Source organism: Actinocrinis sp., assembly GCF_035938995.1.
Lineage (GTDB): Bacteria > Actinomycetota > Actinomycetes > Streptomycetales > Catenulisporaceae > DASZGI01.
This window is the reverse complement of record NZ_DASZGI010000238.1, coordinates 1-19,724: the sequence shown is the minus strand read 5'-3', so window position 1 is coordinate 19,724 and position 19,724 is coordinate 1. Positions and strand designations below refer to the sequence as shown.

Annotated in this window: 14 protein-coding genes and 1 pseudogene; 5 read left to right on the top strand and 10 right to left on the bottom strand. The window is 70.5% G+C overall.

The genetic code is table 11. The annotated features are described in order from the left end of the window. Positions 1 to 269, bottom strand: a pseudogene (locus VGZ32_RS16895) (chitinase); the annotation flags it as partial. Between the two features lie 479 nt (positions 270 to 748). Further along, on the bottom strand, positions 749 to 1,738 hold the full coding sequence (locus VGZ32_RS16890; RefSeq protein WP_326887015.1) for a M56 family metallopeptidase: 990 nt from the start codon (positions 1,736 to 1,738) through the stop codon (positions 749 to 751). 246 nt (positions 1,739 to 1,984) lie between these two features. Here VGZ32_RS16890 and VGZ32_RS16885 point away from each other — a divergent pair, with 246 nt between their 5' ends. From VGZ32_RS16885 to VGZ32_RS16875, 3 genes are all read left to right on the top strand, one after another. Further along, a complete protein-coding gene (locus tag VGZ32_RS16885) occupies positions 1,985 to 2,368 on the top strand; it encodes a BlaI/MecI/CopY family transcriptional regulator (protein WP_326887014.1) in 384 nt (127 codons plus the stop codon). A gap of 285 nt (positions 2,369 to 2,653) precedes the next feature. Continuing rightward, entirely contained in the window at positions 2,654 to 4,906 is a 2,253-nt protein-coding gene (locus VGZ32_RS16880; protein ID WP_326887013.1) for a multicopper oxidase family protein, read from the top strand. After that, a complete protein-coding gene (locus tag VGZ32_RS16875; protein WP_326887012.1) occupies positions 4,906 to 6,900 on the top strand; it encodes a copper resistance CopC/CopD family protein in 1,995 nt (664 codons plus the stop codon). Before VGZ32_RS16880 ends, VGZ32_RS16875 begins: the two co-directional genes overlap by 1 nt. Positions 6,901 to 7,123: 223 nt before the next feature. Here VGZ32_RS16875 and VGZ32_RS16870 read toward each other — a convergent pair whose 3' ends face one another. Continuing rightward, on the bottom strand, positions 7,124 to 7,933 hold the full coding sequence (locus tag VGZ32_RS16870; RefSeq protein WP_326887011.1) for a hypothetical protein: 810 nt from the start codon (positions 7,931 to 7,933) through the stop codon (positions 7,124 to 7,126). Between the two features lie 372 nt (positions 7,934 to 8,305). Between VGZ32_RS16870 and VGZ32_RS16865 the strand changes: the two genes are divergently transcribed. Together VGZ32_RS16865 and VGZ32_RS16860 are read left to right on the top strand one after the other, a co-directional pair. After that, positions 8,306 to 8,842: an ATP-binding protein gene (locus tag VGZ32_RS16865; RefSeq protein ID WP_326887010.1), complete on the top strand. Its 537-nt coding sequence runs from the start codon at positions 8,306 to 8,308 to the stop codon at positions 8,840 to 8,842. A 143-nt stretch (positions 8,843 to 8,985) separates the two neighbouring features. Further along, positions 8,986 to 11,832 carry an AAA family ATPase gene (locus tag VGZ32_RS16860; RefSeq protein ID WP_326887009.1) on the top strand — a complete coding sequence of 949 codons (2,847 nt, stop codon included), beginning with the start codon at positions 8,986 to 8,988 and terminating at the stop codon, positions 11,830 to 11,832. 66 nt (positions 11,833 to 11,898) lie between these two features. Here VGZ32_RS16860 and VGZ32_RS16855 read toward each other — a convergent pair whose 3' ends face one another. From VGZ32_RS16855 to VGZ32_RS16825, 7 genes are all read right to left on the bottom strand, one after another. Next, positions 11,899 to 13,248, bottom strand: a complete 1,350-nt coding sequence (locus VGZ32_RS16855) for a glycosyl hydrolase family 28-related protein (RefSeq protein ID WP_326887007.1) — start codon at positions 13,246 to 13,248, stop codon at positions 11,899 to 11,901. Between the two features lie 30 nt (positions 13,249 to 13,278). Continuing rightward, positions 13,279 to 15,210 carry a glycosyltransferase family 2 protein gene (locus VGZ32_RS16850; RefSeq protein WP_326887006.1) on the bottom strand — a complete coding sequence of 644 codons (1,932 nt, stop codon included), beginning with the start codon at positions 15,208 to 15,210 and terminating at the stop codon, positions 13,279 to 13,281. Positions 15,211 to 15,290: 80 nt separating this feature from the next. Next, complete coding sequence (locus VGZ32_RS16845) at positions 15,291 to 15,992, bottom strand: phosphoadenylyl-sulfate reductase (RefSeq protein WP_326887005.1); 702 nt, start codon at positions 15,990 to 15,992, stop codon at positions 15,291 to 15,293. Next, the gene (locus VGZ32_RS16840) at positions 15,989 to 16,891 is read right to left on the bottom strand and encodes an ABC transporter permease (protein ID WP_326887004.1); all 903 of its coding nucleotides are present in this window, start codon (positions 16,889 to 16,891) and stop codon (positions 15,989 to 15,991) included. Before VGZ32_RS16840 ends, VGZ32_RS16845 begins: the two co-directional genes overlap by 4 nt. Continuing rightward, positions 16,875 to 17,693 carry an ABC transporter ATP-binding protein gene (locus VGZ32_RS16835; protein ID WP_326887003.1) on the bottom strand — a complete coding sequence of 273 codons (819 nt, stop codon included), beginning with the start codon at positions 17,691 to 17,693 and terminating at the stop codon, positions 16,875 to 16,877. The genes VGZ32_RS16840 and VGZ32_RS16835 overlap by 17 nt, the downstream gene beginning before the upstream one ends. 81 nt (positions 17,694 to 17,774) lie before the next feature. Then, positions 17,775 to 18,791 (bottom strand): ABC transporter substrate-binding protein, encoded by a 1,017-nt coding sequence (locus VGZ32_RS16830; protein WP_326887002.1) that lies wholly within the window; start codon positions 18,789 to 18,791, stop codon positions 17,775 to 17,777. A 47-nt stretch (positions 18,792 to 18,838) separates the two neighbouring features. Continuing rightward, on the bottom strand, positions 18,839 to 19,724 hold an 886-nt coding region (locus VGZ32_RS16825), incomplete at its 5' end, for an elongation factor 1-alpha C-terminal domain-related protein (RefSeq protein ID WP_414642558.1).

The following is a 19,724-nucleotide window of genomic DNA, read 5'->3' as shown; positions in this document are numbered from 1 at the left end:
ACCGAGGTGTCGGTGGATACGTTGTCGTTGCCGTTCCACGAGGGCGTACAGCCCCCGGAGTCCAGGATGAACGCGAGCTCGAACGCTTTTTGGCCGGTGGCGTCCATGACCGCGCCCACGTCCGGGGTGGCCGGGTCGTTGACGAACACATAGGGCGCCGAGCCGTACCAGTTGCTGCCCAAAGCGTTGGTCGCGGCATTACTGGACGCCGCCAGGGTCACCATGGCGCCGATAGTGACCCCCGTGACGGCGACCGCGCCAACCGCCACGAAATGCCTTCTCCTCAACACTGTCTCCATTCGTGTTGCCCGACTCCTTGCGGATGCGACCCGGGCCCGCGCTGCGCGCGAGGCAGCGGGGGGCAAGACGGACCGTGCGCCGGCGGTCCGTGCCGTATCGCGGCCGGGGGGTGGGGTACACATTGGACTAGACCAGTGCGCCGGTCAATGCCTGATCGGCGGGATAACGGGCGGTTGAAGCTCTCTTAGGGTTGCCTCGGGGCGGCGCAACCAGACCGCCACGGCCGGTTCCGGGAGTCTGCGCGAAAGCCGCGACCTGCGGCTGATTCTCGCGACGGCGGCGCACGCCGTCGCGCCCCACAGGCGAATGTCCGTTGATAAAGATTGAGCTACGAAGCGGTGCGCAGGATGGGCTTAAGAGGGGCGCTGGGAAGGGCACGGCCCCGACGCGATCACGAGCGCGGCGGCAGTGTCCGAACAGACACCTCCGAACGAACGCGGCCGCTCTCCTAGCGCACGCTGATGATCGCCGAGCCGGGGCTTTCGTCGTCGGTGGAGGGCGGGCAGTGCCGCATCAGAACGGCGATCGATCCGAGCGCGAGCGCGAGCGGGACGGCGATCGACGCGGCGACCACGGCCAGGCTGAGCACCGTGCCGCGCCGGCTCATGCCGACCGCGGGCCCGGACAGCCGGGAGATCCGGGCCAGCGCTTCGGGGCCCTCGTCGGCGGCCCCGAGCGCGCCGCCGGGCACGTGGCCGGAGCCGAGCACCGCCAACGCGGTCGCCACGGTCAGCCGGCCGTGGTCGCGCGCGGCCGCGTCGTCGGCGATCAGCTCGACCAGCCGCCGCACCTCCCGGTCGCAGTACGCGACCAGCCGCACTCCGGGTACCGCGCGGCGCAGCGCCGCGGCCAAGGTGAGCAGCAGGTGGTGGTGGCCGCGCAGGTGCGCGCGCTCGTGGGCGAGAACCGCGCCGAGCTGGTCCGCGGTGAGCAGCTGGATCGCCTTCGTGGTCACCACGATCCGGCCGCGGCGCCCCGGCAGGCAGTACGAGGCGGCCTGCGCGTGGTCGAGGACCGTCGCGTTGAGGGTGCGGTCGTCGCGGCCGGCGAGCCGCAGCACGTCGGTGTGCGCGCGGCGCCTGACCCGCGCGGCCACCATCGCCGTCAACAAGCAGAAGAAGATCCGGGCGCCGAGCAGTCCCGCGACGCCGAGGCCGATCGTGCCCAGCAGCGGGGCGACCGAGGTCTCGTCGTTGATCGGCAACTGGTCGGCGCAGGCGTCGACGGCCGGGTCGATCCGGGCCAGCGCGTCGAGGAGCGTGACGCCGAGGACGATGCCTCCGGTGATCGCGGACAGCGGCAGTGAGTATGCCAGGATCAGCAGCAGGGCGACGGTGCGCCGCGGGGCCCGGCAGCCGTGCCAGAGCCGCGGCAGGAGCCGGGGCGCGCCGAAGGCGACCAGGACCGCGTAGCCCCCGAGTGCGAGGGCGGTGATCATGACAGCCGGTCCGCGGTCCGGACGGCAGCGACGCTCGGACTCACCCGTGGCTCCCGGTTTTGGTGCTGTGATGTGCTGCTTTCTTCGCCGTGAGACTAAAGGCAACGGGGCACCTGACACAACAGGTACGCGTTTCGTCGCTGCACGCAGTCGTCGATCGGCTGCGCCATCGGGGGTATGCCGCCTACGATGGCGAATGCCACGCCGGACGTGCGGAGTCGAGGTGTGTGGGAGGGTGTGTCGCCGGTGAAGCGCTTCGGTGATCTGGAGTCAGCGGTCATGGAGCGGATCTGGCGGCTGGGCCGCCCGGTCCTGGTCCGCGACATCTACGAGGAGCTCAAGGCCGAGCGCACCATCGCCTACACGACCGTGATGACGGTCATGGACAAGCTCCACCACAAGGGCTGGCTGCGCCGCGAGCCGCGGGGCCGCGCGTACGCGTACGAGGCGGTCGCCTCGCGCGAGGCCTACACCGCTCGGCTCATGCGCGACGCCTGGGCGACCAGCGACAACCAGGCAGCCGCGTTCGTGCACTTCCTCGAGCAGCTTTCCGAGCCGGAGGCCCGGGCGCTGCGTGCGGCGCTTGAGATCTGCCCGCCGACGGACCGGGTGACGGATCCAGAGCCCTGATGGTTCAACGGAAGCCCGGCTACTACGCCATGTCGTGACCGCGACATTCCTCACCACGCGTCCGAGAAGACACCCGAACAGGTATTCGATCTGGCTGTGCGCCTGAACTGGACTAGTGGATTTCGGCAGCCGAAACTCGCTTGACCCCATCCCCCACTGCATCTACGGTGCGCGATAGTAGTCGCGCTCGGGCACTGGCGTGGCGCAACCGGTGTTTTAGCTCGGCGCAGCACGCTGCCGAGCGAAGTACGACTGCTCATTTAGTGGTCTTACCGGGGAGGCCCGATGTCGTCATCACTCGAAGAAGACGAAGGACGCGCACCGCGTCTCAATCGTCGCAATTTCCTGATCGCAGGCGCGGCCGGAGCGGCCGCGATCGCTTCGGCCGACGCGCTGGTGCGGCGCCCACCGCGCGCGGTCGCCTCGGCGGCACGCGGGCAGACGCCGCTGCCGAGCAGCTCGATACCCAAGTACGTCACCCCCTTGGTGACGTTCGCCGGACAGCGGGTGAATGCGTCGTCGTTCACCACCACGTTCACCGAGTTCCCCCAGCACGTGCTGCCGCAGTCGATGTATCCGAAGGCTTACTCCTCCGGCACCTGGCTGTGGGGATACCAGGTGGGCAACCGCCCCGCCAACTGGCCGGGATACAGCGTGGAGGCGTTCCAGGGCCGCAGCACCACCATCAACTATGTCAATGATCTGCCGTGCGGCTCGCGGTCGCACGTGCAGCCGCTGCTGACCGTCGACCAGACCATCCACTGGGCCGACCCGTACGGCCAGATGGGCGCGCGCGGTCCGTACACGCGCGACGTGCCATCGGTCCCGCACCTGCATGGCGCCGAGGTCGCCTCTCAGTACGACGGCGCGCCGGAGGCGTGGTTCACCCCGAACGGCATCCACGGCAAGGGTTACGTCTCGGCGGTGCCGACCGCCGGGAACGCCACTGTCTACCAGTACGTGAACACGCAGCCGAGCACGACGCTCTGGTTCCACGACCACGCGCTCGGCATCACCCGGCTCAACGTGTTCTCCGGGCTCGCCGCCTTCTACCTGATGCGCGACAAGTACGACACCGGCCTCGCGAACAACCCACTGCGGCTGCCGGCGGGCCGGTACGAGATCGAGCTGATGATCCAGGACCGGCTGTTCGACACCAACGGCCAGCTGCGCTTCCCGGACGGCTCCAACACCTCCGCCGACCTCAACGGCCCGCCGACCAACCCGGCCACCCACCCCTTCTGGATCCCGGAGTTCTTCGGCGACGCGATGGTGGTCAACGGCCGCACCTGGCCGGTGCTCCAGGTCGAGCCGAGGCGTTACCGCTTCCGCTTCGTCGACGGCTGCAACGCGCGGTTCCTTTCGATGAACCTGACCGACCAGTCGAACGCGAGCAGCGCGACGCCGCCCTCGGCCGTACCGTTCTGGCAGATCGGCACCGACGGCGGCCTGCTCGACGCCCCGGTGAAGCTGAACGATCCGGCGGACCCGAACGCGCTGAAGCTGTTCATCGCGCCGGGCGAGCGCGCCGACGTGATCGTCGACTTCGCCGGGCTCGCCGGCAAGCAGCTGATCCTGACCAATGACGGGCTGTACCCATATCCGAGCGGCGGCCCGCCGAACCCGGACCTCGACGGGCAGATCATGCGCATCGACGTGGTCCTCCCGCTCTCGAGCACCGACACGACCTACAACCCGGCGACGGACGGCCCGCTGCGCGGCGGCGCCGGCCAGCCGCGGCAGATCGTCCGGCTCGTCGACCCGGTCTCCGGGACCGTCGCCTCGGGCGTGAACGTGGCCGCGCGCCGCCAGCTGGTGATCTTCGAGCAGGACACCGTCGACTGCGCGGTGGGCGCGACCAGCAACGGCCCGATGATCGACGTACTCAACAACTCCAAGTGGACCGGCCTGCGGGACGGTACCAGCATCCCGATCCCGGGCTCGCAGCCGGACACGGGCGGGCAGGGCATCCACCTGACCGAGCTGCCCCGGGTCGGCGCGACCGAGATCTGGGAGTTCCTCGACACCACCCCGGACTCGCACCCGATCCACATCCATCTGATCCAGTTCCAGCTGCTCAACCGGCAGAGTGTGGACGTGACGAACTACGTCAACGCCTGGGCAGGGGAGTTCCCGGGCGGCACATTCGCCGGGCAGAACTGCGACGGGACGTTCGGGGAGGTGAGCTACCCGGAGGGCGTGATCATCCCCGGTTACGGCCCGCCCGGGGACTACCTGACCCCGAACGCCGACGGCGCGCTCGGCGGCAATCCGGCGTTCGCCCCGTATCTCAACGGGCCGGTGACCCTGCCGGAGCCGAACGAGGCCGGGTGGAAGGACACCATCAAGATCCTTCCGGGCGCGGTCACCCGGGTCCTGGTGCGCTGGGCCCCGGTCGACGTCCCGGTGGGCGACGTCGGGCCGGGCGAGAACCTGTTCGCGTTCGATCCGACCACGGGTCCCGGATACGTGTGGCACTGCCACATCCTCGACCACGAGGACAACGAGATGATGCGCCCTTACGCGCCGGTGAAGTGATGCGACCGCGCCGGCTGCTCACTCTCGTCGGCGCGGTGCTGACAGCGGGTGCGGTCTGGTTCTTGACCGCACCCGCTGCTTCCGCGCATGCCCTGGTCGTCTCGTCGGACCCGTCCGCGGGGCAAAGCCTGACCGAGCTGCCCAAGGCGGTCACGGTCACCTTCTCAGAGGAGATCGTGCCCAAGCTTTCCGGCCTCCAGGTCGTGGACAGCAAGGGGCACCAGGTGAACAGCGGCCCGTCGCACATCGTGAAGGGCAACGCGCTCCAGCTGACCGTGCCGCTGCCGACGCTGCGCGGCGGCGTCTACACGGTGCAGTGGCACACGGTGTCCAGCGACGACGGACACCACAGCAGCGGTACCTTCACCTTCGGCGTCGGGCCGGTGGCGTACGCGGCGATGTCCGGACCCGCGCCCGCACTCGTCTCCGCGCCGAGCTCGGCCAGCCCCGCGACCGTGACCGGCACGTGGATCTTCGACACCGGGCTCGGACTGCTGGCCGGCGGCTGCTGGATCGCGCTGTTCGGATACCCGACGAGCGGGCGCCGGACCCTGCTTCTCGCGCTCGGCGGCGGCGGCACGCTGCTCGCCGGGCTCGCGGTGACCGGGTGGGCGCAGGCGAATTCGGACCACATCGGGCTCGGCGAACTGGCCTCGACCTCGCTCGGTCTCGGACTGTTCGCGCAGGCGATCCCGGGCGCCGCGGCGGCTGCTTGCATCGCGGTGGCACTACGACTGGGCACGGCGCGTCGCCGGGCGGCGCTCGGGATCAGCCTGGTGCTCGCCGCGGGCGCGACGGCCGCGCACGTGCTGACCACGCACGCGGCGTCCGGCAACAACGCCGACTTCGAGATCGTGATGCAGTGGCTGCACGTCGCCGCGTTCGCGACCTGGATCGGCGGGCTCGCCGCGCTGCTGCTCACGCTGGGCGCCGAGGCGTCGCCGCTGAAGGCCGCGGCGGTGCGGCGGTTCTCGAAAGTCGCCGGGTACTCGCTGTTGGCGCTCGTGCTGAGCGGTGTGGTGCGGGCGCTCGACGAGGTCGGCGCGTGGACGGCGCTGGCCGACACGCTGTTCGGGCGCTTGGTGCTGGTGAAGCTCGGCCTGGTGGCCGCGCTCGCCACGCTCGGCGGTTACAACCGATATCGCTCCGTGCCCGCGGCCGCGAACAGCCTCACCCCGCTGCGACGCGTCGGCACGGTGGAACTGGGCCTAGGCGCACTCGCCCTGGTAGCAGCGGCGACGCTCAGCTCCTCGCTGCCGCCTTCGCTCGCACAAGCGGCCGCATCACAGCCCACCCCGCCGCACCTGACCGTCGACGCCAGCACGGCCGGCGTACGCGCGAGCCTCGAGGTGAGCCCCGGCTACCCTGGCACCAACCGATTCACCCTGCGGGCGTACGACGCCGCCTCGGGTCACGCGCTGACCACTCCGGTGACGCTCACCTTCAGCCTGCCCAGCCGGCCGGACGTGGCGCCGACCACGCTCGACCTCGTCCCGACCACGGACGGCTCGCTGACCGCGATCGGCGACGAGATCGGCCTCACCGGGCAGTGGGCCGTGAAGGCGGACCTCAACCTGCCCAAGGGGCACAAGGACGTTCCGTTCACCGTCGGATGCGCGCTCAGCCCGCAGCAGATCGAGCAGATGACCATGGGCCGGATGGTGATGCTCTACGGCATCCAACTGACCGGAGGCCGTCAGCTCGAGGCTTATCTGACCCCGGCGCGGCCGGGCCGGAACACGCTGCACGTGCTCTTCACCGACCAGCGCAACGCGGCGATCACCATGTCCGGCCCGCCGACCGTCACCGTCCATCGCGACGGCTCGGCCGCGACGCGCACCATCTCCATGCGCGACGTGGTGCCGATGCCGATCACCCGCAACAACTACTTCGGAGACACGACCTTCACCCAAGGCCGCTGGGACTTCCACCTGACGGCCCAGGCCGCCGACGGAACCGAGCTGAGCACCGATTTCACCCTCACGATCAGCTGAGCCGGCGCGAACGCGCTTCAGCGTCGGCCCGGGCCCGATGGTGGCCGCACGTCGCGCGGCGGGGAACTCCTCCCCGCCGCGCGATCTTTTGCCACCGCCTTGCCCCGAAAGGGCCGGGCCGCGCCGCCGTGGGGGCGGCACGGACCTGCGCTCGTGTGTCGGAGCGTAGAGCAGACGCTGATTATGCGGCGCCGATTAGATGGCGCTGATTAGACAGTGCTGATTAGACGCCGCTGCCCACCATCGGCAGCGCGGTCGGCGGTATCGCGGCCACCTGCGCGGCCAAGCGGTCGCGGCTGCGCTCGTCCCATCCGGCCTCGAAATGCTCGGCCACCGCGGATTCGAGTTCGACGAGCACGCTGAACGCGCGGTCCTCGGGTGGGATGTGCATGAGCCCGACGCCGGTCAATAGGGTGCAGAGATAGTCGACCAGCGCCGCGCCCACCGCGGGCCGCGTGGCGGACTGCTCGCGGTGCGCAGGCTCGCGGGTCGGCGCGCGCCTCCCGGTAAGGCACGCGGCGAACAGTTCAGCCACCGCACGCAGATCCGCCCCGACGTCGCCCTCCCACCCCCGGCCGACCACGCGCGGAGCTACGCCGACCTCGACCAGGACACAGGTACCGTCCGTGCCGACGACGACGCGCTCGGCGCCGACCGTGTGGTGCGCGACTCCGAGCCGGTGCAGCGCGGCAAGCCCGATCAGCACATCCCGGGTGATGACGGCAGCGGTCTGCACGTCCATGCCCCGGGGATACCCGGCGAGCATCGTCGCGAGGTCCACGCCGGGTACGAAGCCGCGCACGCTCGCCACGATCCAACCGCCCGCGGCCACCACATAACTGCGCGGGCATGCGATCCGCGTGTTGTCGACCCCGGCCAGAACCGCGGCCTCCCGCGGATAGGCTTGCTGAAAGCCCATGTCGGCGATCGTGTCGAAGTCGAGGGTGTGCATGACGGCGACGACACCGTCCCCGTCACGCACAAGTACCGAGCGTCCGGTCGACATCGCGTCGAGCGTCGTCCCGTAAGTCATGCAACGCCTCCATCACCGCCGCCACCACGGTCCACACGGGGTCGCAGCCGGCGGATCCCCGTGGCGGCGGCGGCGTGCACCAGACTCGTGCGCTCGACGTGCGCCGTCATCCGCCACATGGCGGATTTGGCGCGCCGGGGTGAAACGCCCTCCGTACCAGCCCGGTCGCGCTGCGCGATCTCCGCCATCTGGCGGATGACACCCGCTGCCCGGCTGGCTAACGCTGGAGACCGTCGCCGTCCTCGTCACGCAGAGTCAAGACGGCCGAAACGAGATACGCGTTGCGGGCCGGCGAAGACAGCGAGCCCTGCCCTGACCCGCACTGGAGCGCAAAATCATGCTCGAACCTGCCGACCCTGCCGGGCGGCGACGATGATGCCCAAACCGGCTGATCCCTGGCGCAGCCAACGCAAGCCGGGGCCGAGCGGCGTGGCGGGAGGCCTCGCCACGACCACCGCGGAGCACCCCGGCGACCACATCGAACTGCCCGTCCTGCCGGTCGCGGCCGGCTGGGCCCGTCGGCGCGGCGGAGAGATCCTGCGCGAATGGGAGCTGGACGCCGACACCGCCGAGACCGTCAGCCTGCTCATCTCGGAACTAGTCACCAACGCCCTGCTGCACGGCGTACCCGAGTCCGTTCTGGCCGAAACCCCGGCGCGCTGCCCCCGCTGCGGCGCCCAGGTCTGCGTGAACCTCAAGGAGGAGCCCGGCGCCGTCGTCGTCGAAGTCTTCGACAGCGGGACCACCGCGCCGCACCGCACCGAAGACGTGCTCGACACCGACCTGTCCGCGGACGGCGAGTGCGGCCGTGGACTGATGATCGTGACCAACCTCAGCGAAGAGCAGGGCTATTACCTGCTGCCGGACGGCGGGAAAGTCGTCTGGTGCGTGGTCAAGGCCGGAGCCTGAGCACCCGCTGACCGCCCGCTGAACCCGTGAGTCCGCGCCCGCCGAACCGGCGTGGCCGTACGCGGACTCGAGACACGCTGCGCCGCTGCCGTTTTCTCACGGAATCGTCGCCTCCGGACATGGTCACGACATACCCTTGATCTATGACGCGGGCACCGTTGGCGGGGAGGGAACGCGAGCTCCACAGTATTCGAACCCTGATTAAGGGGGTCGGCCGCGGTCGCGGCGGCGCCCTCTGGATCGAGGGAGAGCCCGGCATTGGCAAGAGCGCGCTGCTGGAGGCGTTCGACCAGGAATGCCGGGATGCGGGCGTGCGGGTCCTGCGAGGCGCCGCCCGGCAGATGGAGACCGGGCTGCCGTTCGCCGCCCTCGGTTCCTGCCTCGGGCTCGACGGCCCGGATCCGCCGGCCGCGGTCGCCCGGATAGCCGAAGTGCTGCGCGGCAGCGAGGAGCCGGACGGTTCCGCGGCGTACCGGGAGCTGGCGGTCATCGAGATGATCCTCGACCTGCTCGAGGAGCTGTGCGCCGCCGGACCGGTGGCGCTGCTGCTCGACGACGCCCAGTGGGCGGACCGCCCCAGCCTGCTGGCCGTGCACCGGATCGGCTTGGCGACCGCGAACCAGCCGCTCGTCCTCGGACTGACCACCCGCTCGGTCCCGCACAACGAGGACCTGGTCCAGCTGGTCGACAGCCTCGAAGCGCAGGGCGGCGAGGGGCTGCGGCTCGGACCGCTGCCCGTGCCGGACATCGCGGCGCTGGTCGAGCAGCAGCTGGGGGCCCGTCCGGACCGCGGCCTGGTCGAGCTGGTGGCCGGGGCGTCCGGAAACCCGCTGTATGTGACCGAGCTGGTGGCCGCGCTGAAGCGGGACGGCCGGATCACCGTCGCGAACGGCGTCGCGCACTCCGACCCCCGCCCCGACGCGCTCGACCCCGACCGGGTCCTGCTTCCGGAGTCGCTGGCCGGGGTGATCATGCGCCGCCTGGACTTCCTGCCCCGCTCCGCCCGCTGGGTGCTCCAGGTCGCCGCGGCGCTGGGCGCCGGGCTCGACGTCGCCGAGCTCGCGGTGATCCTGGACAGGTCGCCGGTGGAGCTGTACGGGGTCATCGAGGACGCGGTGGAGGCCGGGCTGCTCGCCGACAGCGGCGGCGAGCTGGTGTTCCGGCACGACCTGATCCGGCAGGCGCTGAGCGAGAGCCTGCCGGCGACCATGCGGGCGGGCCTACGCACTCAGGCGGCGCATGCCCTGGCGGACTCGGGGGCCGCGGTGGAGCGGGTGGTCCGCTACCTCGCCGACGACGCGGCCCTGGACTCCCGGATGATGGACTGGCTGCTCGGGTCGGCCGACGCGCTGGTGGCCCGGGCGCCGCAGGCCGGAGTGGAGCTGCTGGAGCGCTCGCTGGCCCGGATCGAGTCCGGGGACCCGCGGGCCGGGACGCTGCGGCGCGAACTGGTGCGGGCGCTGCTGTGGGTGGGCGCGCCGGATCGCGCCGAGCAGGCGGCCCGCGCCGCGCTGGCCGCGCTCCCCGCCGGGGACGACGACCGCACGGAGGAGGTCGCGCTGCGCGCCATGCTGGTCCACTCCTGCTTCCAGCAGGGCAGGCTCGGCCGGGCGATCAGCGAGGCGGAGGAGGCGATGCGGACGCCCGGCTTCACCGTGCCCCAGGCGGCCCGGTTCGAGTTCCTCGCCATGCAGTGCCGCTTCACCCTCGGCGCGCTCGATCCCGCGGAGGAGCCGGCCGCGCGGCGGATGATGGCCGTGGACGACAAGGTGGTCCACGCCTATGGTCTGATCTACATGTCCTGTCTGCATTTCATGCAGGGGCAGTATGGCGAGGCGATCCAGTACACCGACCGGGCGCGGGCGGCGCTCACGGACCGGGAGTCGCTGCCCGAATGGAACGCCGGCACCATGCTCAACCGGGCGTTCTGCCTGGTCGAGCTGGACCGCATGACAGAGGCGGCCGAGACCTTCGAGACCGGCACGCGCCGGGCCGAGCTGCACGGCAGCTTCTACTGGTCCTGGTACCGGTTGGGCACCGCCGGGGTGCACTGCCTCGTCGGCCGCTGGGATGACGCGTTGGCCGAGATCAAGGCGGGCCTCGACGCCGTCGAAGCCGTGGGACCGCTACGAGCGCTGGACAGCGGCTGGGGCATGCGCGGGCAGGCGGCGCTGATCGCACTCCACCGCGGCGACCTGGACAACGCCGTGAGCCTGCTGAACGCCCCCGGAGCCGTCCACCGCGATGCCTTCTACGGCTACATCCGGCTATGGGCGGAGGCTCGCGTGCACGAAGCCGAGGGCCGCCCCCGCCAGGCCCTCGACCTGCTGTTCGAAGCCTGGGTCGGCGCGGACAAGCTGCGCAGGCACCGCGGCCTGCACTACGTCGCGCCCGACATGGCGCGCCTGGCGGCCACGCTCGGCGACAGCAAGCTGGCACAACAGCTCGCGAAGGACGTGGCCCGGCTCGCCGGCCCGGACCCGGTGCCCAGCATGCGCGCCACCGCGGCGCTGTGCCGAGCGCTCGCGGACAACGACCCGGAACTCATGCTCAGCGCGGAGCGCGACTACGCCACCGCGGGCCGCCCGCTGTATCAGGCCTACGCCGCCGAGAACGCCGCGGTCCTGCTCGCCGGCGCGGGACGGCTCGTCGAGGCGCGGACCGAGCTGGCGACCGCGGCCGACCTCTATGAGGGGCTCGAGGCGCGCTGGGACTCGGGCCGCGCCGAGCAGCGGCTGCGGCAGTTGGGGGTGCGGCGCACCGGACCGAATCCGCGCCGCCGTCCGAAGAGCGGCTGGGAGTCACTGACCGAGACCGAGCGCAAGATCGCCGCGCTTGTGGCCGAGGGCAACTCGAATCCCGCGATAGCGGCCCGGCTGTTCATCTCCCGGCGCACCGTGCAGTCCCACGTCTCGAGCATCCTGGCCAAGTTGAACCTGACCTCGCGGGTGGAGCTCGCGGTCGTGGCGCACCAGCACGCCCGCGACTAGAGGACCGGTGTGCGGCCAGGCGCGATCGCCTGGCCGCATGTTCATCCGGGATGCGGGTTCAGGCGATCAGGCGGACAGCTGAGGTCCGTTGGCGAGGGTCAGCGTGGGCGTCGACGCGTTGGCGATCGCGGCGCCCTCCGAGCCGGTGTATGGGCCGACCCAGCCCTTGGGCATCGGGGCGCCGTGGTTGTGGATCAGGTTGTTCTGGTAGACGCCCCCTCCGTGGGTCGGGAAGCCGGCCGCGGTGAAACCGAGGATCTGGGCGAAGGTGACCAGGGTGGTCGATCCGTCGAGGTCGAGCACGTTGTCGGAGATCAGGGCGCCCGGGTCGCGCCCGACCGTGCCCAACTTGTCGGTCAACTGGATCGCGGTCGTGTTGCCCAGGCCCCTGAAGTAGTTGCCGACCAACTGCAGGCCACGGCCACCGCAGGACAGCGGAACGCCGTTGCAGACGTCGAAGTACGTGTTCGCGATGCGCAGCGTCCACGGGTTCCCGGCCTGGCCGTAGTTCACGTGCCCGGTACCGAGCGGCGAGGAGAAGTGGCAGTCGGTGATGAACCACCCGCCGGCGCCCGCCTCGAAGGGGCCGAGCGAGACGGCCAGGTTGTGCCCGTTGACCTGGCAGTTGCTGATCCGGCCGTCGGTGCTTCCGCCGCCCGGGAACTTCGCGGACAGGCCGTCCGCCAGCACGAAGTGGCCCGCGCCGTACGAGCTGCAGGACCGGATCTGGGCGTTGACCGAGAAGAAGATGTCCGTGCCCGACGACAGCAGGCGTACGAACCCTCCGGCACCGGTGCCGCCGGTCGGATATCCGGCGAACGCCGGGCAGCCGCAGTACATGTCCCGGCAGTTGCTGAAGGTGACGTCGGAGGTGTCGATGACCGTCGCGCCCCAGAGATTGGGGACTGCGGCGATCGGCGCGGGCGTCGTGCCGAGGAATCCGAGGCCCTCGACGGTCAGGCCGTGCGGGTTGGAGTTGACGACGTTTCCATTGCCGCACACTCCGATCTTGAGCAGGTCGGCGACCGTCGCGTTGATCGGCGCCAGAACGGAGCCGGTCAGGGTCGTCACGAACGGCGCGTTCTTGGTGTAGAGGACCGATTCGCCGGTCAGCCGCCCGATCCCGCCCGGCACGGTGACTCCGGAGATGCGGTAGCAGCCGCCGGACGCGGGAGGGAAGGAGACCGTGGACCCGGGGACCTTCCCCGCGGCGTTGAGCGCGTTCTGGATCGCCGTGGTGTCGTCGGTCGTGCCGTCGCCCACCGCGCCGTAGGCAGTCACGTCGAAAACGGTCTGTGCGGCTGCTGACTTGCTCGCAGCCGTCATTCTCGGCGCCGAGGGAGCAGCGAGGGCACCGCCGCCTACGGCGCCGAGCCGTAGCGCGTCGCGGCGGCTCAGGATGCTGCCTGTGAACATGCTGTGTTCCCTTTCGTGTATTCATTGCGATCACGGGCTTGCCGGTCGCAGCAAGGCGCGCCAGGTCGGATATCTCCCGCGCAGCGGGAGGGGCGGGCGCACCGCGCGGGTGCCACAGCCGAGCACTGATTCGAGCTGGAAGAACCGTTTGAGCAGTACGAAGACGATCCAGAGCGGGACCCAGGGCAGCAGCCGCCAGCGCCGGTAGTAGACGGTGACGCTGAGCCGGGTGATCAGGCCCGGGATCTGCGCGATGAAGAAGGTGGCCGCGAACTTCGCGATGTTGTGCTGCACGGACGGCTGGAACGCCGCGTACAGCAGGGTCGTCATCATCAGGATGAAGTTCATCGGGGCCAGGAACCGGGTGCCCATGCTGCGCGGCAGCTGGAACCAGAACCGCGGCCCGGGCGCCGAATGCCCGAAGGGGGTGTAGCGGGCGAAGTTCATCATGCCGCCCAGGCCCCAGCGGTACCGCTGGACGCGCAGTTCCCTGATGCTCTTCGGCACGTCCTCGTAGGACCTGATCCGCGGATCGAGCACGACCCGCCAGCCGAGCCGGGCGAGCGCGCAGGTGAACTCGGCGTCCTCGCCGAACATCCCGTGCACGAAGCCGCCGAGTTCCGCGGCGGGCTCGCGGCGGAAGGCGCAGAAGGTGCCGGGTATGCACGGCACCGCGTCGACCTCGGAGAGCAGCGTCAGTGAGAACCCGTAGACGGCGAGCACTTCCAGGCCGCGCATCCGGTCGAGCCAAGTGCCGTACGGCTCCTTGGGCGTAGTCAGCGCGCCGACGACGCCGACCCGCGGATCGGAGAGGAAGTGCGGGATCGCATACACGAAGGCATTCGGATCGACCGCGCAGTCGGCGTCCAGCCGAAATACGTAGTCTGAGGTGCACCTCGAGAGCGCGAGGTTGAGCGCCTTCGCCTTGCCGGCGTGAGTGCCCTCGATCACTTCGCCGGTCGCGTGCGTATATGCGGCGATCGCACCCTCGGCGAGGGCGCGGGTGTCGTCCGTAGAGCCGTCGTCGCACATGACGACCCGGACCGGGCCGCCGTAGTTCGCGGCGGCCCGGTCGATGGAGCGCAAAAGCCGTTCGATCCCGGCGGATTCGTTGAACGCCGGGATGATGACCTCCAGGGCCGGGCGTTCCGCCCCGAGCACCGGTTTTCGGTCGCCGAGCAGCCGGATCAGCCCGAGCAGCAGGCAGATCGCGTCGTTGATGCCGACCCGCAGGCTGGCCAGCACGACGACGATCACGATCGGCTCGTTCTTCAGCCACACGGCCAGCGCGAGGGCGAAGGAGCCGACGATGCCGAAGGAGCCGATCATGCAGAGGATGAGCAGGGTGTTGTCGCGCCAGTCGCCGTGCCGCAGATTGGGCAGCGTCGTGGGCTTGGGCAGCCGGAACGTGGTGAAGGACAGCCGGTAGAGCAGGAAGAACCCGACGGTGTACTGGAGCATGAAGTCGAGGATCGGGATCGGGCCGAGCGGCAGGTGCGCGGCGTCCGAGGCCAGCACGGCGAAGCAGTCCACGAGCACGGAGACGGCGATGAACAGCGGGGCGTGGGCGAGGATCATCAGCCTGCGGCCGAGCGTCGCGCGCGCGGTGATCGCGATGGACGTCAGATAGCAGAGCTCTGCTACCGGGATCAGCGGCGGCAGCCCGTGCGAGATCGACGTCGCGTCGGCGTGGGCCTTGGCCAGGATCGTGTCGACGAGGAGGTAGTAGGACTGCGCGGGCCTCGGGTGGTGCAGCGCGACCATCAGCACGCAGGCCGCCGCGGCGATGCCGAGGAACCACAGGGCCCGCCGGATGGAGGGCCGGCGCACCGGGGGCAGCTTGACGAACCGGTCGGTACCCTGGTCGGACTCGTCGAAGCGGCGGGAGAGCGGCCACGCGGTGATCAGCATGAGCAGGGCGAGGTCGGCGCCCAGCCAGGCGATGACAGTGCCGTGGTACATCGGTGCGGACTCCCGGTCGATCCTCGACGGTCAGGTGCCTGTGACGTTCAAGTGCCTGTGACGATCAAGTGGTGCGGCGGTCAGGTGTGCAATCCGCACTCCGTCTTGCCGAGTCCCGCCCAGCGCCCGGCTCTCGGATCCTCGCCGGGCAGCGGCCGGCGGGTGCACGGCGCGCAGCCGATCGACGTGTATCCGTCGAGGTAGAGCGGGTTGATCAGGACATTGTTGTCGCGGATGTAGTCGTCGACGTCGTCCTGTGTCCAGGTGGCCAGCGGGGAGATCTTCACCATGTTGCGCTTGGCGTCGTAGCCGATCACCGGGATGTCCGCGCGGGTCGGGGCGTCCTCGCGGCGCATGCCGGTGATCCACGCGTCGTACGGGAGGAGGCCGCGCTCGAGCGGCTCGACCTTGCGCAGGGCGCAGCAGAGGTCGGGGTCGCGGTCGTGGAGCTGGGGGCCGTGCTGCGCGTCCTGCTCGGCGACTGTGCGCAGCGGCGTGATCGTCAGGACGCTGACGTCGTACGCGGCGGAGACGGCGTCGCGCGTGCCGATGGTCTCCGGGAAGTGGTAGCCGGTGTCCAGGAAGAGGACGTCGATGCCCGGCGCGGCGGCCTGCGCCATGTGTACCAGGTGCGTGTCAGCCATCGAGGACGCCACGACGACGCGAGCGCCGAAAGTCCCGCGCGCCCAGCGGACCACAGCGGCCGCGGGAGCGTCGCGAAGCAGCGCGTCCGCCTCCTCGGCGAGCGCCCGCAGTCCCGTCTCGGAGAGGTGCGAGGTCATGCCCGCCTCCCGGTCAGTCCGCGGTCGCGCAGGATCCGGCGCTCCAGCGGGGCGAAGATCAGGGCATTGATGCCGATGCCGGCCAGGAAGATGAGCAGGATCGCGGTGAAGGACTGTCCGGCGTCGGTGTTGTTGCGGCCCTGCTCGAGCAGCTGCCCGAGCCCGGGTCCGAGCTGCGGGGCGACCGCGATGAGCTCGGCGGCCATCAGCGAGCGCCAGGCGAAGGCCCACCCCTGTTTGAGCCCGGCCAGGTAGCCGGGCGCGGCGGCGGACAGCAGGATGTACCGCGCCGCCGAGAACCCGCGCGCGCCGAGGTTGCGGCCGACCTGGAGGTACAGCGGCGGCACCTGATCGAGCCCGGAGACGACGCCGATCGCGATCGAGGGGACGGCGCCGACCAGCACCACCATGTAGATGGTGGCGGGGCTGATCCCGAACCACAGGATGCCGATCGGGACCCAGGCCACCGAGGGGAGGTTCTGCAGGCCCGAGAGGATCGGCCCGAGCGAGGTGCGCACGACGCGGAAGCGCCACACCGTCAGGCCGATCGGGGTTCCGATCAGCATCGCGACGGCGAACCCCGACAGGCCGCGGTAGACGCTGTTGAAGACCGCCGTGCCGACGTCCCACTGGCTCCAGGACCCGGCGGCCTCGCGCCAGGTCTCCGCGGGGGACGGCAGCAGCCAGTCCGCCTTCACGTGCAGGGCCCAGACCAGCTGCCAGATCCCGAGGAAGAGCAGGACGGCGACGGCCGGCGGCAGCACGGAGCGGCGCAGCCGGGTCAGCAGGCTGATGCGCGGCGTGCTGAACGACTCCAGCGCGTCGAGACCCGCTTCGAGCTCGGCCAGATCGCCGTCGTCGGCGGGCGACCGGCCCGGCGGTTCAGTGGTCGTCGCCATGGCGGCTGATCTCCCGGTGCAGGTCGGCGGTGATTTCGCGGGCGAGTTCGGCGACCGCGGTGTCCTCGATGCGGCGCGGCTGCGGGATGTCGACGCTCCATTCGCGGGCGATGCGGCCGGGGCGGGAGGACAGCAGGATCACCCGCTGGCCGAGGCGCACCGCCTCACGCACGTTGTGGGTGACGAAGAGCACGGCGATGCCGGTCTCCCGCCAGATCCGGGTCAGCTCGCCGTGCAGGGCGTCGCGGGTGATCGCGTCGAGAGCGGCGAAGGGTTCGTCCATGAGCAGCACCCGGTTGCCCTGGGCGAGCGCGCGGGCGAGGGCGACGCGCTGGCGCATGCCGCCGGAGAGCTGATGAACCCGCTTGTCGTAGGCGCCGTGCAGGCGGACCAGGGCGAGCAGTTCCTCGGCCTCGGTGCGGCGTTGGGCGCGCGGCAGGCCGCGCAGCCGAAGCGCGAGCTCGACGTTGCGCCCGGCGGTCAGCCAGGGGAACAGGGCGGAGTCCTGGAACATCAGCGAGGCGCGGCCGGCCGGGACGGCGACCTCGCCGGCGCTGGCCGGTTCGAGCCCCGCGATAATCGTGAGCAGCGTGGACTTTCCGCAGCCGGAGGCGCCGATCACGCACACGAACTCCCCGGCCGCGATGCGCAGGTCGACCCCTTGGAGCACGGGGACGTCATCGGTGCGGCCGAAGGTTTTCCCGACCCCGGTCAACCGGACCGCGTCGGCCGACTCGGCCGCGTGCGGTGTCGTGTGGTGGGGGATGGCCTCGGCCACTCCCGCGATATCGGGCGTCGTCACTTCCGTCCGCTCCGTCCTCTGGCTGCCTGATCTGTGAAGCGTCGCGGCGGAGGAAACCGCCGCCGCGCGCTTCGGGCTCTGCTACGTTCCGAATCCGGCCGCTGAGACCGGTGGTTGTCCGGCCGTCTGGAGCGCCGCGTTGAGCGGGCCGAGATCCAAGATCCCGTGCAGGTCGGCCAGTTTGACCAGGGCGACGGAGACCGCGTGCGCCTCCTCGGCCTCCAAGGTCGCGGCGAGCGGGTCGTTGGTGACCGCGAGTTCCGACCACGCGCGCGACATGACGGTCGGCGTCAAAGCCTTGCCGGTCAGCTTCTTCAGCGCGGCGTTGACAATGGTCTGAGCCTGCGCCGGGTTGGCGTCGGCCCAGGTGTTGGCGGCGACCTGGCCGCGCAACAGACCGGCGACCGCGTCCGGGTGCGCGTCCAGGTAGGTGGTGGACACGACCAGATCGGTGGTGGTGAATCGGCCGCCCGGCCACAGTGAGCGTTCGTCGACGAGCATGTGCCCGCCCTCGGCGACCATTTGGGAGGCGTAGGGCTCAGGCAGCCAGGCCCCGTCGAGCCGGCCGGCGGCGAACAGGGTGAGGGTCGTCGCGTTGGCGGTCGGTTCGATCGCCACGTCCCCGCCGCCGGTGACCGCCGTGCGGAAGCCGTTCTGCTTGAGCAAGTACCGCAGCGCGACGTCCTGGGTGTTGCCGAGCTGCGGCGTGGCCAGCGTGGTTCCTCTGAGCTGGGCGACCGAGGTGATGGACGGCTTGACGATCAGCTCGGCGCCGCCGGTCGTGGCGCCCGCGATGATCCGCAGGGCCTGTCCGTGGCTCTTCACGTATCCGTTGATGGCGGGCGAGGGCCCCACGTACGCGGCGTCGATCGCACCGGTCAGCAGGGCGGATATCTCGTCGGGTCCGGCGGAGAAGATCTCGGTGCTCAGCCGGGTCGAGCCGAGGGCGTGTTGGAAGTAGCCGCCGTCGACGCCGATGAGCGCGGTGGCGTGGGTCAGGTTGGCGAAGTAGCCGAGGCGCAGCGTCTCGCTTCCGGCCGCCGCGACCGGGGCCGCCGAACCGCCGCCGAAACCCACCGAACAAGCAGTCAAAGTCATGATCAAGGTGCTGACGAGCGCGGCCAAGACGGCCGTCGGACGGCGCGTCACGGCAGCTCTCCCGGTGCGAGGGCGACGTCCGCGAGCGTGACCATTCCGGCATCGAGCGTCATTCCGTCGGCGCGGTCGATGAGCAGGAAGGAGCCGGTGCGGCGGTTGTCGGCGTAGTCGTCGAGCGGCAGCGGCACGACGGTGCGCAGGGTGACCTGCCCGATCTCGTTGGCCTGCAAGGACAGCGGTGCCGCTTCGGAGGCGAGACTGTCGATATCGAGCTTCGAGTTCAGCCGACGCACGACGGCCGGAACCGTCATCGTTCCGTGGCGGAGCAGGACTCTGTGGCCCGGAAGCAGTGCTCGGTCGGCCAGGTGGCAAACAGTGGCTGTGATGTCCTTGGTAATCAGGGGTGCGGCGTCGACTGGGGCGATGATGTCTCCGCGGGCGATGTCGAGGTTGTCGGTCAGGCGCAGGGTGACCGATTGGGGGGCGAAGGCTTCTTGGACGTCGCGGGTGCCGAGTCGGTCGATTCCGGCGATGGTGGAGCACTGCCCGGAGGGCAGCACCACGACCTGGTCGCCGGGGCGCAGCACCCCGGAGACCAGTTGTCCGGCGTAGCCGCGGTAGTCGCGGAACCCGTCGGTCTGCGGGCGCAGCACGTACTGCACCGGGAAGCGGGCCGGGTGTGCGGCGGGGTCCTGGTCCACGTCCACCGATTCCAGGTGCTCCAGCAGGGTCGGGCCGCCGTACCAGTCCATGAACGAGGACGGGTCGACCACGTTGTCCCCGTTCAACGCACTGATCGGGATCGCGGTGACCTCCGGCACCCCCAGGCGGTTCGCGTAGGCGGTGAACTCGTTCGCGATCGACGCGAACACCGCCTCGTCGTAGCCGGCCAGGTCCATCTTGTTCACCGCCAGCACCACGTGCGGCACCCGC

Coding starts and splice junctions, on each gene's coding strand:
- VGZ32_RS16890 (WP_326887015.1), bottom strand. CDS start 1,738: ATGATCACCGCCCTCGCACTCGGGGGCTACGCGGTCCTGGTCGCCTTC.
- VGZ32_RS16880 (WP_326887013.1), top strand. CDS start 2,654: ATGTCGTCATCACTCGAAGAAGACGAAGGACGCGCACCGCGTCTCAAT.
- VGZ32_RS16875 (WP_326887012.1), top strand. CDS start 4,906: ATGCGACCGCGCCGGCTGCTCACTCTCGTCGGCGCGGTGCTGACAGCG.
- VGZ32_RS16870 (WP_326887011.1), bottom strand. CDS start 7,933: ATGACTTACGGGACGACGCTCGACGCGATGTCGACCGGACGCTCGGTA.
- VGZ32_RS16865 (WP_326887010.1), top strand. CDS start 8,306: ATGATGCCCAAACCGGCTGATCCCTGGCGCAGCCAACGCAAGCCGGGG.
- VGZ32_RS16860 (WP_326887009.1), top strand. CDS start 8,986: ATGACGCGGGCACCGTTGGCGGGGAGGGAACGCGAGCTCCACAGTATT.
- VGZ32_RS16855 (WP_326887007.1), bottom strand. CDS start 13,248: ATGTTCACAGGCAGCATCCTGAGCCGCCGCGACGCGCTACGGCTCGGC.
- VGZ32_RS16850 (WP_326887006.1), bottom strand. CDS start 15,210: ATGTACCACGGCACTGTCATCGCCTGGCTGGGCGCCGACCTCGCCCTG.
- VGZ32_RS16845 (WP_326887005.1), bottom strand. CDS start 15,992: ATGACCTCGCACCTCTCCGAGACGGGACTGCGGGCGCTCGCCGAGGAG.
- VGZ32_RS16840 (WP_326887004.1), bottom strand. CDS start 16,891: ATGGCGACGACCACTGAACCGCCGGGCCGGTCGCCCGCCGACGACGGC.
- VGZ32_RS16830 (WP_326887002.1), bottom strand. CDS start 18,791: ATGACTTTGACTGCTTGTTCGGTGGGTTTCGGCGGCGGTTCGGCGGCC.